Below are 14,660 nucleotides of genomic sequence, written 5' to 3' on the forward strand. Positions count from 1 at the left end.
TTCCTCATTCACTTTCAACCTTTAAAGAACAAACCCCGCTTCCTCGTTTGCGGGCTGCAAAGGTAGTCACTTTTTACTCCCCTCCAAATTATTTCTGACTATTCGCCCTGCACTTTCTTTAACTCGCTATTCCTCAAGGAGAAAAAGTTCCATACTGACCATAAAACCCGCGTTAGGGATAGCAGCGGATACCGGCCCGTGGATAAGGCCCGTGCAGTATGAGCGGATAGCCCGGCCGTAGGGAACGCCCTTAATTCAGTTGACAGTTATGAGCAGGCAGTTGGCACTCAGAAAAAAACCGGAAATCATCAACACCGGGTTTAGCATTCGCAACATCTATTATACAATATATAGACAGATAATCGCAGATAACTCACCTAACGCTAAGTTGTGTACCTCTGGCACACTAAAAATCTAATCCCTCTGATTTTCTACAAACTTTTGCACCGCTGGTGCAGCCTGTCAATCTCTTAATTTAATAACATTGACCTCCGGCGCGCCACATTTGAGCCGTTTGATTTTTTACAAACCTTTTGCAACTCTGGCGCATTCTTCCAATCGGTTAACATTAAAGATGCTTTGTATGGCAGCGTTATTTAAAAGAGTTTCTAACTTTTCATTTACAATAACCTAAAACGATTTATAGAAATCTATATTTGTTAAATAACCAGTTTAAACACAATACATCTTTATGGAGGATAAACCGCTACGGAGCCGGCAATGGTTTGGTAAAAAGGGCAAGGATGGCTTTATATATCGTGCGTGGATGAAAAATCAGGGCATTCCGGCACATCAGCTGCAAGGGAAGCCGGTGATAGGGATCTGCAATACATGGTCGGAACTTACACCCTGCAATGCTCATTTCCGGGAATTGGCACAATCTGTAAAAAACGGCATTTACGAAGCAGGTGGTTACCCTGTCGAGTTTCCGGTAATGTCGTTAGGCGAAACGTTGGTTAAACCTACTGCTATGCTATACCGAAACCTGGTAAGTATGGATGTGGAGGAAAGCATTCGCGCCAACCCGCTGGATGGTGTTGTGTTACTTTGCGGCTGTGATAAAACCACTCCTGCATTAGTGATGGGTGCCTGCAGTGTTAATATTCCCACTATTGTTGTTTCGGGCGGGGCCATGCTAACCGGCAAATACCGGGGCAGGGATATTGGCACTTCAGATATCTGGCGCTTTTTTGCCGATCATCAAACCGGGCAAATGAACGACGAGGACCTTTATACCGCCGAAGCCTGCATGGCCCGGAGCCAGGGGCATTGCGCGGTAATGGGTACTGCATCAACCATGGCCTGCATGGTGGAATCGCTGGGGCTTTCACTGGCAGAGAACGCGGCCATCCCCGCTGCCGATTCCAGGCGAAAAGTTTTGGCGCATTTATCCGGCAACCGAATTGTTGACATGGTGCGCGAAGACCTGAAACCTTCAGACATCCTTACAAGGCAGGCTTTTGAAAATGCCATTACCGTTAATGCGGCCATTGGTGGTTCTACCAATTTTATTATTCACCTGCTGGCCATAGCGGGCCGTATTGGTATTGATTTAAATATGGATGATTTCAACACCTCTGCCCGTAAAATACCTTTGCTGGCTAACCTGCAACCATCGGGCAAGTATTTTATGGAGGATTTTTATTATGCCGGAGGTTTACCGGCCCTGATGAAAGAACTTCATGAACGGCTTAACAGCGATGCGATAACCGTAAGCGGACATCCGATATCGCGAAACTATGAAAACAGCGAATGTTTTAATCGTGACCTCATAGCTCCGGTTGATAATCCTTTTAACCCAACAGCAGGTATAACTGTACTTAAAGGCAACCTTTGCCAAAACGGGGCGGTGATTAAACCATCGGCAGCAAGTACCGCTTTAATGCGGCATACCGGCAAGGCGGTTGTATTTGAAAATATTGAGGATTTTAACCATCGGATCAACGATCCGGCACTGGATGTGGATAAAGACAGTATACTGGTATTAAAAAATGCCGGACCAAAAGGCTATCCAGGCATGCCGGAAGTTGGCAATATGCTGATCCCTAAAAAACTGGCTGATCAGGGCGTTACCGATATGGTACGCATTTCGGACGGACGGATGAGCGGCACCGGCTTTGGTACGGTGGTATTACACGTATCGCCCGAGGCTGCCATCGGCGGAACGCTGGCCATAGTACAGGACGGTGACATGATTAAACTTGACGTACCGGCTGGAACTTTGCACCTTGAAGTAAGCGACGAGGAAATTGTCGAAAGAAAATCGAAACTGTTATTAAATAACAATATCAGCAAACGCGGATACACTTATTTATACCAAACCCACGTTGAGCAGGCGCACCTTGGTGCCGATCTGGATTTTTTAAAGGGAAGTTCAGGTAGTGAGGTTTTGAGGGATTCGCATTAATATCAATCTAAAAAATGATAACGAATAAATTTAGCGGGCAGGTAGCCATAGTAACCGGGGCAGGACAAGGGATAGGTTTTGAAATAGCGAAACAATTAAGCACCGCCGGTGCTGCTGTATTACTGAACGATTTGAGCGAAGAACTGGCTACCATCGCCGCAGATACTATAAACAGCCTTGGCGGTAATTGCTATCCGATGCCCGGAGATGCTTCAGATATTGATTTTATACAACAAATGGTTGATGAAGCCGTGCAACGCTATGGCAAACTCACTGTTGCTGTTGCCAACGCAGGCATCACTTTGTTTGGCGATTTTTTGAATTATCCGGCCCAATCGCTGCAAAGTGTCATGAACCTTAACCTACAGGGCAGTTTCTTTTTGGCGCAAAGGGCAGCCAGACAAATTGTAAAACAAAAAAGCGGGGGAAGTATCCTGTTCATGTCGTCGGTTACGGGGCACCAGGCCCACCAGGACCTTGCGGCTTATGGCATGACCAAAGCAGCTTTGGAAATGCTGGCCAAAAGTTTGGTTGTTGAACTTTCGCAGCATCAAATTACCGTAAACACCGTTGCCCCCGGCGCTACGTTAACCGAGCGTACCCTGGAAGATGCCGGGTATCAAAAAACATGGGCCCGCATTACACCAATGGGTCGCGCGGCTACGGTTGAAGATGTGGCAAATGCCGTGTTGTTTTTAGTATCTCCCGATGCAAGGCACATTACCGGGCAAAACCTGGTGGTTGATGGCGGATGGACGGCGGTTAGTACTTCGCCTTATTAGGTGGTGAGCGGTTGATTGGGTTGATCAGGTGAGTGGTTGGGAAACTCCCCAAACCAGATTTACGAAGTTTTAAAAACTTCGTAAATCTCAGTCTACGTTCAGATCATTCAACAGATAATCAAACGTAAACTTCGGCTCATAACCCAAATACCGTTTGGCCTTTTCGCTTACATAAACCCTATCGATACTTTTCGGAAACTCCCAGCCTTTTGCTTTATAAATAGCTTCGGCATGCGGATAGTGTTTTTTTATTACTTCGGCAGGATTTTGCTTGAGCTGAACCAGTTCATCTTTTTTAAAAGGCGAACTGCTGGTGATATTAAAGATCTCAAATTCCGGAAAAGTTTTCTCCAGGGCTAATCGTAATCCTTCGGCACCGTCACGTTCATCGAGCCCGCGGTAAAGGCGATGATTTAGTTTAAGATTATCAGCCTCTGGCAGGAAACGACCAACCCGGTAAACCGATGTTTGCAATCCTTCGCTATAAAAAAAATCTTTACAAAGCTGTTCGGCAGTTTGTTTGGTGATATCATAGATATCGCGGGGTTTAATCATTAACTCTTCATCAACCCAAACAGCCCGACTGTCATCAACCATCGCATCACCATAAATAGATGTTGTACTGGTATACAATAACTTTGACACCCCATTGGCTATACATGCATTGAGCAAATTAAGCGTGCCCTAAATATTTACATCGATAAATGCCTCGCGGGGATAGTTCAATTCATAGTGTTTACCATGGATGGCGGCAGTATGAACAATTGCATCGATGTTTTTGGTGATGGCTAAAACGGCCTCTTTGTTCAGGATATCGATCTGCTCATCAGTAGTTTCGGCCGAGATCTCATCAATACCGGTAACATCATGCCCATGCGAGCATAAATGTTTAACCGTAACAGCCCCCAACCTGCCCGATGAACCAGTAACTAAAACACGCATATTAATGACCCGGAGCTATAGCCAGTATTCGTGACCACTCCGGGTGACGCTTAAGATATGATGCAACGTAAACACAAAGAGGAACAAGCTTCAGGTTATGTTCTTCGATATAGTTGAATGCTTTTTCGACTATAGCCGACGCCACACCTTTACCTTCCAGTTCAACCGGTACTTCGGTATGGATCAGGTAAATTTTATCATCCTTTTGTTTGTAATCGATAAAAGCGCGGTGGCCTTCGACATGCAGTTCAAAATTATGGATGGCCTCATTATTTACCAAGGGAATTTCTTCGTATTTCATAGCTGTATTTATTACGGGGTTAACAAATGTATAAAATGTTAACCCCGTTTAATGTAAATTACTTTTTAATTCCCCACACCGAGACCGTTCCCGCTTTAACTTTAAACTCGGCCCAGCCATCAGCAGTAATAATTACTTCTTCACCATCGTGCTTGTTCAAATAGTCAACAAACACCTTACCCGCATGCCCGGCCCCAATTTCCATTTCTTTGTAGCCATCCTCGCTGTTTGATAGTACAACTGCACATCCCGAGTCTTCATGGTCTGTATCGCCCTCGCGTGTCCAGCCTATACAATTAGGGTGGTCAAAATAATCGCGCTGGGTACCGTAGCCCAGGTTTTTCCTTACATAAAGTAAGGTTTCCAGTTCAGCAACTATTGGCAGCTCAATGCTATATTCCTTTCCATCCCCGCCTTTATCGGTATATTTTGAGCCGTACATATCGGCGTAAAAAACACAGGGATAACCGGCTTCACGCAGCAAAATCAACGCATAGGCAAGCGGCTTAAACCAGGCATCAACCGGCTGCTCTAACGATTGCAGCGGCTGGGTGTCATGATTTTCAACCAGTGTAACGGCACGCTCGGGATTGGCACTTACCAGGGTATTATCAAAAATTGTGGTGAGATCATAATCTTTACCTGCTTTTGAAGCCTGGTGAATATTATCATGCAATGGCGCATCAAAAAGCGACATACGCCCTTCTGTTGCCTCAATATATTTTAATAGTTTGGGCAGATCAAAAGCCCAGTACTCGCCAACGGTAAAAAACTCATGCTTAAACTCATTGCGCATATAGTCAAGCCATTCGTTGTAAAAGCCATGATCCATATGTTTAATAGCATCGAGCCGGAAGCCATTGAACTTAGCGGTTTCAAAATACCACTTGCCCCAGTTTTTGAGCTCCTGCCTCACACTTGGGTTGCGGGTGTCAATATCTGAAAGCATGAGGTAATCGTAGTTACCATTTTCATCGTCAAGCACATCCTCCCAGCCTTCGCCATATTGGTTTTGGATGCTGAAGATGGCGGTTTCCTTTTTATAGGCATCATAGTCGATACCCGAAAAGCATTGCCAGTCCCATATAAATTTGGAGTATTTGCCTTTACGGCCAGGAAATGTGAATTTGGTGTACGCCCCTATCTCGTAAACATCGCTTATAAATTCGTTACGGTTAGCCGGGTCAACCTTTCGGGCGTTCACTTTCTCAATTTCATCGGCACCGCCCATGTGATTTAGCACCACATCAACATAAACCTTTAATTGGGCTTTTTGCGCGGCAGCAATAGCGTCAAGGTATTCCTGTTTAGTGCCGTATTTTGTGGGGATGGTACCTTTTTGATCAAACTCACCAAGGTCATAAATATCATAAACATCGTACCCTGCCGAATAGCCACCGCTTGCTGCTTTGTAAGCCGGTGGCAACCAAACCGAGTCGATCCCTTTTTTCTTCAGATTTTGCGCGTCATTTTTTAACTGATTCCACAATCTGCCTCCGGCGGGGTAATACCATTCAAAAAACTGCAGCATTGTAAAATTTTCCATGCGTTTAAATTAAGTATGCCATTTTATAGTTGATACTTAACTAAATATACGCAGAAAGGTTTTATCGGGCCTTAACCTCAATATTAAATCACTGTAAATCAAAAAGCTCAGGAAGCGTGCATTTGATGGATCTTTTCTTTGGCACTATCCAGCAATGATTCATTGCAACCGCTTTCGTCAACAAGCTCGGCAATCCTGTAGCTGTAATATTCACGCTTTAATACCGTAGGCGCAATACTAAACGCGTTGGCAAGCAGCATCAGTTTTTCGGGATTAAAAGCAAGCTCTCCCAGTTTCATCTGGTTTAAGATCTCTACCTCTGAATCCAGTTTTTCGGCCAATGCCATTTGTGTTATGTTAAGTAAATTTCGTTGTTGGCTAATAAAAAGTCCAAAGTGGTTTAAAATGGGCATAGTGTTGCTGATATTAACCGCCGGGGTAACTTCCGCAACCTCATAATCGGTATTGATATGTTGTACAAACAGATGTCTTGCACTTTTAAACAACATAGAAAAACGGTAAGCCATCTGATCGAACAAGCTTTCGTCGATACTGTAATTGACATTGCCCTTTATCCCGTAAACTTTCAGGATGCCCAGGTTTTTAAGTTCGGCCACATGTTTGTTTATGGTTTCGATGTTGAAGGGGATCTCGTAAAGCATTTCGCGCTTTACCACATTATTATGTTCAATAATGATCCTGATAATGGCTACCCTTACCGGCAGCGCCAGGGCCTTGGCAAAATTTGATAACTCTTTATCGTTATCGTCAAAATTGGTATATGAATAGGAAAGTGGCATTTTAATAAATATGAAAGTTTATCGCACTTAAAACCGCGGATAAACAATGGTGACACGGCCCGGAAGCCGGATAAAATAAACCGATGATCAACTAAAATAGAGTTGCCGCAGATAGGTTATCAATTACTAATAATACACGGCTTTGCCATCCGTTAAACAATAATTTGCCGGTTGACCAGATAAAGCGGGGAGGATAAAGTTTTATTGAGGTTTAAGAACCTGATATGCCGGTAGGTAACCCGCTTCCTGAACCCGAAAAGAAAAGGGTATAACAGCAGTAAAAAGAAGGAGAGCCTTAAACGTAAACTGACAACGGGGTGTGCCAATTTTTTTTGAATGGCCGTCATTATGGACAGGCTACCATAGCGGTATTGAATGATCCGCTTGCTAAATGATTTATCGAGTAGGAAGATGTTGATTTTTACCGGAGGATGTTGCCTGTTAAAAATCATGAAACCAACAAAAGGCTTGGCCACAAACATTAGTGTAGCAAACAATAAGACAAGCTTAAGTTTATATTGCGGTTTCATTAACGTAAAATTATATCTCTAATTTAACCTCAATGTTAAATTTCAGATTACATCAAAGTTATCTGAAGATTATTTTTGAGCACTAATTACAAGTGCACCATAATTGAGCTGCGCTGTTCCACCTGTATTTTGCGATTGGAACAATGCCGCAACCTCTTCCTTTATTTTATTCCTGGTCGGCTCATCGGCCTGCGACATGGCAGCTACTATTGGGGCGCCAACTTCCATCATCATTTGCCAGTAACGGTCAAAGCTTCCGTAGTCTACCTGTCCGGTTAGCTCAATTGGTGTTATATCATTAAAACCCGCCTGCTTTAACAAATTGGCAATAACATCCGGCTTTGCACAGCGAAACATTCCCGGAGAACCCGGAGGCGGGGCTGGTAATATCACGTGCTTTTGGATAACACTCATAATGGTGGTAACCCAGTTATTTTGTTCGGGGCCTGCCCATACAGCAGTGGCAAAGCGGCCACCGGGCTTTAACACCCTGTAAATTTCATTGGCAGCCAATTGCATATCCGGAAAAAACATGAACCCCATGCGGCAACTGACAGCGTCAAATGTTTCTGTGTCGAAAGGTAGTTCGGTTACGTCGGCAATTTGAGCTTTGTAATTTTTTACTCCCTTAGCCGCGGCATTTGCCCTGGCTATCTCCAGCATACCTTCGGCGAGATCGGTTCCGGTTACTGTTCCATTAGGTGTTAAAGCAGCAATGGTTAAGCCGGGTTCGCCGGTTCCGGCGGCAATGTCCAGCACATTGTATCCATCTTTTATTTTAAGGTTATCAATAATAGCATCGCCCATGGGTTTTAAAAAACGCATGTTAAACTCGTCCCACTTCTTCCATCCGGGCGAAAATTTATTCCATGATTGCTTTTGCTGATCGCGGATCTGTTCCAATTGATTTTCCATAGCCAATAATAATACAGTATGATCAGCATAAATTTAATACAATTACTGTCAACATGTTACATCAAAAATTTCCTCATTATTTAAAACGAAAATCCCCTGCCGGTTATGACAGGGGATTTAAAGATCTTAACTACGAATGCTATTTATCTTCCCGTATCGCTTTCATGCCTTTAGTCCAGCGTACCAGTTGATCAAGCATGATCTTGGCGTTTTTATCCAGCCTTTCATCGGCAGTAAAATTATTATCCTCGTCAACAAACTGATTTAATTGAGGAATATTGACCATTTCGGCAAGTGCAACATTCTTTAACGAAAGCAGATCTGTTTTTAAACTCATAACCGCCCTTACACCGGCAAACGGTCCTATAGAATAGCTCACAATGCCGCTTGGCTTATAAGCCCATTCGTGTACCAGGTATTCTATGGCATTTTTAAGTGGTGCAGGATAGCTGTAATCATATTCGGCAGTCACAAAAATAAAAGCGTCGGCTTCTTCAATTTTAGCGCTCCACTGTTTGGTGTGTTCGTGTTCATATTGCTTAAGGGCGGGGTGAACAGGCTCGTTCATCAGGGGTAGATTAAGCTCGCCCAGATCAACCATTTCGGCTTCAAAGCCATGATTGTTAGCCACCTCAGTTATCCATTTGGCAACAGCAGGCCCTTTACGGCCCGGACGTACGGTAGAAGTTATTACTTTGAGTTTATACATGTTTATCAGTTTAGTTGCTGTAAATATTGGCAATTCAAGGCAACTACACCTAAACAAAAAACAAGATTGATAAAAACTTTACAAATGCTATTTAAGTATCAGCACCGGGTTTGTAGCGTTTATTGACAAGGCCTCGGTGATACTGCTATGGGTTAAATTATAGAAAAAGCTATGTTTGCCCGGCAAAGCGATGATCAGTTGTACAGATTGCTCTTTGGCAAAATTGAGTATCCCCCGTACAATATTTTTATCGTCCGAGTAGTGAAGCTTACACTCATAGCAATTTACAAGTTGTTTTACCGAAGCCTCAAACTCCTCTTCGCGCCCGATGTGTTTGTTTTTCGGGTCGACATAAAGCAGCATCAGTTTGGGGTTAAGCCAACTGTGCGAGGTATTAAGTCCTTGTAAAACGCCAAGCCGGGCAACGGCTTCCAGATCACAGGGCACCAACGCCTGCTCTATTTTCTGATAATTACAATTGGGTGGAATGATCAATACTTTTACCGAACTGCTTTTTGCAATTTCGATCACCTGCTCGCCAATCATGCTTAGTTCGTGCCCCATATCGCCCCCAACAATCATCAAATCGGGATGCTGATCTTCAACTACATCATGTATGGCCCTGATAATTGGTTCGGTGCTAACTACTGTTTCGATCTCTATATTTTCATGACAGCGGTTTTTCAGTTTTTTCATGAGCTCCTTAAGCTCAACTTCAATTTTTTGCCGTTCATTTTCAATATCATCCGGGCTTATCAGCAAATAGTCTGGGGAGGGAAGGATTTGTTCATATACCGATGTGTAATAGCTTTTAAGGAGGATAATTTTCTTTACCGGCATATCACAACCAATATCGGCTGCATATTTAATGGCGTTGGTATTGGTGTCGGAAAAATCTACGGGTATTAATATAGTTTTCATAACAAACAATTTAGGTACGTACGAAACCCGTGCGCTTAATGCTAAATTTACGATTTGTTTAACTATTTTAATACATTATTTTGTTGTTAAAACTCCAATAAAACCTTCCCTCCTTTATCATAAGCCAAAGCCTGCCCAAACTCATCAACCGGGTAGGTTGCCGCCGGCGAAAGCTTAAATTCGGCCCGGCCAATAGAGTGTACCAGATGGCTGATCATATGTGTTCTTTCCTCGTGCGATAAGCCTTCAACATAGCCCCTTACACCAAATCCTTTAATCATCAGGTTTTTAAAAACGACCTCGGCATTTAAATAAGATGTTGGTTTAGGATCAAGTAATCCATAAGCAATAAGGCGTCCGCCGGGAGATAATGACGAAATTATTTCGGTAGCCAGGGGACCACCAACCGCATCCACTGCGGCTTTGATCCCCTTGCCTTTAGTAAGCTCATTAATGGTTTGTTTAAGCTCCCCCGGGGCGGGAACAATTACCTGTTCGGCCTTTAGCGCCAGTAACTCTTGTTTTTGCTCTTCGTGCCGTACGGTGGCTATTACGCAAATGCCTTTCTCGGCGGCCAGTTGTATTACTATGCGCGATACTGTAGAGTGGCCTGCGGTGAGCAGTAGCCAATCGCCACTTTTAACTTTTGCTTCCTGTATTAAACCATAAGCGGTATAAGGATTGAGCGTGAGCTGAGCTGCTTTTTGTACTGGGAAAGTATCGGGTAATAATACTACATCCTGCTCATCAACTATCACGTATTGCGCCCATGCCCCTATTTTGCTAAATGCTACAAGGCTCCCTTTGGGGATAATACTATCGTGACCAGCTTCCTCTACATAACCTGCACCTTCCAGGCCAGCTATTTGAGGTAACGCAGGTTTATAGCGATATTTCCCTTCGATGAAAAGCAGATCGGCCGGATGTATAGGGCTGGCCTTTACCCTAACAAGTAACTGGCCGGGGGCCGGTTTGGGGTAAGCCAAATGTTTTAGCTGAATTACATCAGCGGCATTGCCCGCCTGCTCAAAAACCAATGCTTTCATAGTTGAAATACAATTTTCAGCTATGAAAGTTTGAGTTATGCCAATATACGGGGCCTAAAATTTATAGCCCAGCGCTATACCCAGGCTCCTGGTTTTTGTGTTTTCGTACAGATACCTGTCATTTCCCTGGATATTAGTTATCCCTAAGTTATAAACAGCGTTGATCATAAAACCGTTATTCAGGGCAAAGCCGGCAACCGCGTTCGCGCCGTAATCAAACGATTTAAAATTACTAAAGTTATCATTGCCGAATTTTGCATTAAAGGGAGGAAAATTCGGTACTCCGTATGCATAGGGTAAAGCCGGGTTAGGATCTGGTGTAAATCTACCCGATAAAATTTTGGTTATGTATGGGCCAGCGCCCATATAAAAATTGCCCCCCTGTACCGGAATATTATATACCAGGTTAACGGGCACCTGTAAGTAATACAAATGCCATTTACCATACTGGCGGTAAACGATGTCGCCGCTTATTACATTTTCGGTGGTTTTATTTACAGATGAATTGAAAATAACAGCGGGCTGCAAAGAAAACCGATTAAAATTGAGGCTGGCAAAAGCTCCTGCAAAATAACCGAACCCGCTTTTATCGGCCTTATCAAGCTTGATATCTGTACCGGGAGTGCGCGATAACGAAGTTGTTGCAATTCCTGCTTTAATACCAAACTGAATGGCTTTGGTTTGAGCGGATAATTTTAAGCATGCCAATAATAACAGGAATGATAAGGTTAAAGGTAATTTCATATTTGTGTAAGTTTGGTTTGTATACGGATAATACGGGCATACACAAAAGAATGCTACACCTGATTTGAGTTTTTTTGTCTCCCCTGGGCCTCTCGGTGTTTAAGTTAACCTGCAAAATTAATAGTCAAATGTCTATTGCCAGTGGAGTAATCAGTATAAGTTGAACCCCTCTGGGGTTCGGATAAGGGCGAGGAAACATCATTTCTACAAACCTTTTCCCCCTCCGGGGGATTTTTACAATTTAATAAAGATCATGTTAGTTTTAGATGCTTTGAAAGACAGATGCACCAGAGGTGCAAAAGGTTTGTAGCATAAAAAATATAGAAATATCCTTTGCCCCAGAGGGGCAAAACAAGACGCCTTGCTCATCAAACGACAAAGCACTTATGTCTCCTCAGGATCCTTTCCGAGAGACCCTGAGGGTACATAAGCCTTTCCTGTTAATGATTATCGCTTTTAAAACTTGATACTCACGCTCAAAGTTCCGCGGGTTAGATTTTGCGGAGCCAAACGGAACGACCAGTATTTTTCGTTGGTAAGGTTATCCAGTTTAAAGCCTACGCGGTATTTAGGCTGATCGTAAAATACCGTAGCATCAACTGTAGTATATGACGGTATAGTAAACTTGAATGTTTGCGTATTGGTTTGGTACGAATCGCTGCCGTAATTGCCACCCACACCAAAACCTAAACCCTGAACGCTGCCATGCATAATACGGTAACTCATCCATAAATTGGCCAACCTGGCCGGGCCGGAATTAGCCGGGCGTAAACCCTGAACTGAAGCAGCGCCGTTAGTTATTTTGCTATCATTATAAGCAAAACCGGCGACAATGTTAAAGCCACTAAACGGATTGGCTATAACTTCGGCTTCAATACCTTTGCTCAATTGTGTACCTGCTTGTGTTATAAAACCAGGGTGCTCCAAATCGTCCATGATGGTATTGGTTACATTAATATTATAGTAACTTACAGTTGAACTTATTTTATGATCCCAGGCATCAACCTTTACACCGCCTTCCCATTGGTTGGCATACTGAGGCTTGAAAGTTGAATTATCAAAGGCCGTGGCAGTAGGCGTAGCATTATTAAACCCATTCATGTAGTTACCAAATAATGAGATCTGGTCTTTAACTAACTGGTAAACCAAGCCAAATTTTGGCGATAATGCCGTTTGGCTAAAATTGCCTGTAGTTTTACCATTGGCCGGGGTATAAGCGCCTTTGTTTACAAACCTATCTATCCTGAGGCTGGCCATCGCGTTCAATCTTTCGGTAATATTAAACACATCCGAAACATAAGCCGCGTATGAACTTTGGTTATTTTGCACGTACGAATTGGCGTTGGGAGCTAAAGCCGCTACCAGCGACGATATTTTATCAACATTAAAGTTATTGTAAGCAGCGCCAGGGTTTTTATAGCTCATACCAGGCAGGGTAACTGTATAGTTTGTCCAATTGCTTCTTTGGTTATAATATTCCAGACCGGCAACTATACGGTTACGAAAATAACCGATCTTAAAATCGCCGATAAAGTTTTGCTGAACATTGGTGATATAATAAGGATAATCCTGGCTAATGGCCTGCTGCTTAATCAGGGTATCGGCAAGACTTAACTGCGTAACATAACCTTTGGTAGAGGAATAGGTTTTGTTGAACATGGTTTGCGATTTCCAGTGATCCGAAATTTTATAGTTGATCAGCGAGTAAAGATCAATCTGCCTACTCAGATAATCAACACTGTTGTTAGCGAATGAGCGTTTATAATCGATACCGAGATCTTTGATATTATAAATTTTCCCTTTGGCATCCGGAGCAAGCCTGTATGCCGATGTAGCATTTGAATTACCTATTTCAGCATCTACATCAACAGTTAAGCGGTCGTTAACGATGTAAGTGATACTTGGGGCAACAAAAATACTGCGATTAAAACCAGCATCCTGGAAACTATGCTCATTATGCAACGCGGCGTTCACGCGAAACAACACCGTTTTATCTTTATTCAAAGGCATATTAACATCCGCGGTAAGGCGGTTAAGGTCAAAGCTGCCGGTTTGATAGGCAATTTCGGTGCGTGGCGTTTCATTAGGTTGTTTGGTAACACGGTTAAATAAACCGCCAAATGATGCCAGGCTGCTGTTGTACAATGTACCGGTCGGGCCTTTTATAGCTTCAATCTTTTCGATGTCGGCTGGGTCAATGCTGTTAAAATTGTAACCAGCAACACTGTTACGGATAAAGTTACCGGTAACAAAACCGCGTGATAATAAGGTTGTGCGCCCGTTGTTGTAAACCAAAGGAACACCGGTACCCGGGATGTTTTTAAAACCATCTACATAACTGGTTACAACCTGCTCTTTCATCAGCTCGCTGGTCACTACGCTATATACCTGCGGGTTCTCAAGGTTTTTTAACGGCAAACGGGCAACATCTTCAGTCTCCTTTTTCAGGAATTTGTTGTGTTTTGCGCTTTTTACGTAAACCTCCTGCAAGTCTTTTGCGCCCTCGGATAAAACAAAGTTCACGGTGGTGGTTTCGCCCGCGGTAACGGTAATCTGTTTGGTTTGGGTTTGCAGACCGATAAAGCTGGCAACAATGGTGTAGGTGCCTGTCGGAACATTTTTAATGGTGAAATGCCCGGTTTGCCCGGCGGTGGCACCAAACTGCGCATTGGTTAAAACTACATTCACAAACTCGGCAGCTTTACCGTCAGCTGTTTTTACGGTACCTTTTATTGAACCGGTAGTTGTTTGAGCTTTTACATTGTTACCCAACAGCAAAATCATCAGCAGACAGGTAAAAGCTTTAAAGAAATTATTTTTAACGTTTATTACGGCAGACTTGCCAAACGCGCAAATAGGGGTAATTGTAAAACGCATATTTTACTTAAATAATAAATTGATTAAAGGATCAGCATTAATTGAATCCCGGCCATGAAGTTTTGGCGACCAGCAAGCCCGGATTCGGGCGCAAAGGTATGTTTATTTAGATTAATTACAAATAAGGTTTTAAAATAGTA

12 protein-coding genes and 1 pseudogene are annotated in these 14,660 nt (G+C 43.2%); 2 read left to right on the forward strand and 11 right to left on the reverse strand.

Annotation, left to right across the window (positions count from 1 at the left end):
- The first annotated feature begins 691 nt into the window (after positions 1–691).
- Together EAH55_RS29395 and EAH55_RS29400 are read left to right on the forward strand one after the other, a co-directional pair.
- Positions 692–2,407, forward strand: a complete 1,716-nt coding sequence (locus EAH55_RS29395) for an IlvD/Edd family dehydratase (RefSeq protein ID WP_121812840.1) — start codon at positions 692–694, stop codon at positions 2,405–2,407.
- A gap of 14 nt (positions 2,408–2,421) precedes the next feature.
- The gene (locus EAH55_RS29400; protein ID WP_121812841.1) at positions 2,422–3,189 is read left to right on the forward strand and encodes an SDR family NAD(P)-dependent oxidoreductase; all 768 of its coding nucleotides are present in this window, start codon (positions 2,422–2,424) and stop codon (positions 3,187–3,189) included.
- An 87-nt stretch (positions 3,190–3,276) separates the two neighbouring features.
- Here EAH55_RS29400 and EAH55_RS29405 read toward each other — a convergent pair.
- The 11 genes and pseudogenes from EAH55_RS29405 to EAH55_RS29460 form a co-directional block, all read right to left on the reverse strand.
- Positions 3,277–4,131, reverse strand: a pseudogene (locus EAH55_RS29405) (NAD-dependent epimerase/dehydratase family protein).
- 1 nt (position 4,132) lies between these two features.
- A complete protein-coding gene (locus tag EAH55_RS29415; protein WP_121812844.1) occupies positions 4,133–4,432 on the reverse strand; it encodes a GNAT family N-acetyltransferase in 300 nt (99 codons plus the stop codon).
- Between the two features lie 58 nt (positions 4,433–4,490).
- Positions 4,491–5,978, reverse strand: coding sequence for an alpha-amylase (locus EAH55_RS29420; RefSeq protein WP_121812845.1), 1,488 nt, complete (start codon positions 5,976–5,978; stop codon positions 4,491–4,493).
- Between the two features lie 107 nt (positions 5,979–6,085).
- The gene (locus tag EAH55_RS29425; RefSeq protein ID WP_121812846.1) at positions 6,086–6,778 is read right to left on the reverse strand and encodes a hypothetical protein; all 693 of its coding nucleotides are present in this window, start codon (positions 6,776–6,778) and stop codon (positions 6,086–6,088) included.
- A 152-nt stretch (positions 6,779–6,930) separates the two neighbouring features.
- Entirely contained in the window at positions 6,931–7,308 is a 378-nt protein-coding gene (locus EAH55_RS29430) for a hypothetical protein (RefSeq protein WP_121812847.1), read from the reverse strand.
- A gap of 69 nt (positions 7,309–7,377) precedes the next feature.
- On the reverse strand, positions 7,378–8,223 hold the full coding sequence (locus tag EAH55_RS29435; RefSeq protein ID WP_121812848.1) for a class I SAM-dependent methyltransferase: 846 nt from the start codon (positions 8,221–8,223) through the stop codon (positions 7,378–7,380).
- 139 nt (positions 8,224–8,362) lie between these two features.
- Positions 8,363–8,932 carry an NADPH-dependent FMN reductase gene (locus EAH55_RS29440; RefSeq protein WP_121812849.1) on the reverse strand — a complete coding sequence of 190 codons (570 nt, stop codon included), beginning with the start codon at positions 8,930–8,932 and terminating at the stop codon, positions 8,363–8,365.
- Positions 8,933–9,019: 87 nt separating this feature from the next.
- Positions 9,020–9,853 carry a universal stress protein gene (locus EAH55_RS29445; protein WP_121812850.1) on the reverse strand — a complete coding sequence of 278 codons (834 nt, stop codon included), beginning with the start codon at positions 9,851–9,853 and terminating at the stop codon, positions 9,020–9,022.
- Between the two features lie 86 nt (positions 9,854–9,939).
- On the reverse strand, positions 9,940–10,899 hold the full coding sequence (locus EAH55_RS29450; protein ID WP_121812851.1) for a zinc-dependent alcohol dehydrogenase family protein: 960 nt from the start codon (positions 10,897–10,899) through the stop codon (positions 9,940–9,942).
- Positions 10,900–10,953: 54 nt separating this feature from the next.
- The gene (locus EAH55_RS29455; RefSeq protein WP_121812852.1) at positions 10,954–11,643 is read right to left on the reverse strand and encodes a porin family protein; all 690 of its coding nucleotides are present in this window, start codon (positions 11,641–11,643) and stop codon (positions 10,954–10,956) included.
- Positions 11,644–12,099: 456 nt separating this feature from the next.
- Positions 12,100–14,520 (reverse strand): TonB-dependent receptor, encoded by a 2,421-nt coding sequence (locus EAH55_RS29460; protein ID WP_121812853.1) that lies wholly within the window; start codon positions 14,518–14,520, stop codon positions 12,100–12,102.
- Between the last annotated feature and the right edge of the window lie 140 nt (positions 14,521–14,660).

It is taken from the genome of Mucilaginibacter kameinonensis, from assembly GCF_003675385.1.
Classification (GTDB): Bacteria; Bacteroidota; Bacteroidia; order Sphingobacteriales; family Sphingobacteriaceae; genus Mucilaginibacter; species Mucilaginibacter kameinonensis.

Bases quoted from the DNA above. Each gene is read 5' to 3' on its own strand.
- EAH55_RS29445 (WP_121812850.1), bottom strand. From the start codon at position 9,853: ATGAAAACTATATTAATACCCGTAGATTTTTCCGACACCAATACCAAC.
- EAH55_RS29435 (WP_121812848.1), bottom strand. From the start codon at position 8,223: ATGGAAAATCAATTGGAACAGATCCGCGATCAGCAAAAGCAATCATGG.
- EAH55_RS29430 (WP_121812847.1), bottom strand. From the start codon at position 7,308: ATGAAACCGCAATATAAACTTAAGCTTGTCTTATTGTTTGCTACACTA.
- EAH55_RS29420 (WP_121812845.1), bottom strand. From the start codon at position 5,978: ATGGAAAATTTTACAATGCTGCAGTTTTTTGAATGGTATTACCCCGCC.
- EAH55_RS29400 (WP_121812841.1), top strand. From the start codon at position 2,422: ATGATAACGAATAAATTTAGCGGGCAGGTAGCCATAGTAACCGGGGCA.
- EAH55_RS29395 (WP_121812840.1), top strand. From the start codon at position 692: ATGGAGGATAAACCGCTACGGAGCCGGCAATGGTTTGGTAAAAAGGGC.
- EAH55_RS29440 (WP_121812849.1), bottom strand. From the start codon at position 8,932: ATGTATAAACTCAAAGTAATAACTTCTACCGTACGTCCGGGCCGTAAA.
- EAH55_RS29425 (WP_121812846.1), bottom strand. From the start codon at position 6,778: ATGCCACTTTCCTATTCATATACCAATTTTGACGATAACGATAAAGAG.
- EAH55_RS29455 (WP_121812852.1), bottom strand. From the start codon at position 11,643: ATGAAATTACCTTTAACCTTATCATTCCTGTTATTATTGGCATGCTTA.
- EAH55_RS29460 (WP_121812853.1), bottom strand. From the start codon at position 14,520: ATGCGTTTTACAATTACCCCTATTTGCGCGTTTGGCAAGTCTGCCGTA.
- EAH55_RS29450 (WP_121812851.1), bottom strand. From the start codon at position 10,899: ATGAAAGCATTGGTTTTTGAGCAGGCGGGCAATGCCGCTGATGTAATT.
- EAH55_RS29415 (WP_121812844.1), bottom strand. From the start codon at position 4,432: ATGAAATACGAAGAAATTCCCTTGGTAAATAATGAGGCCATCCATAAT.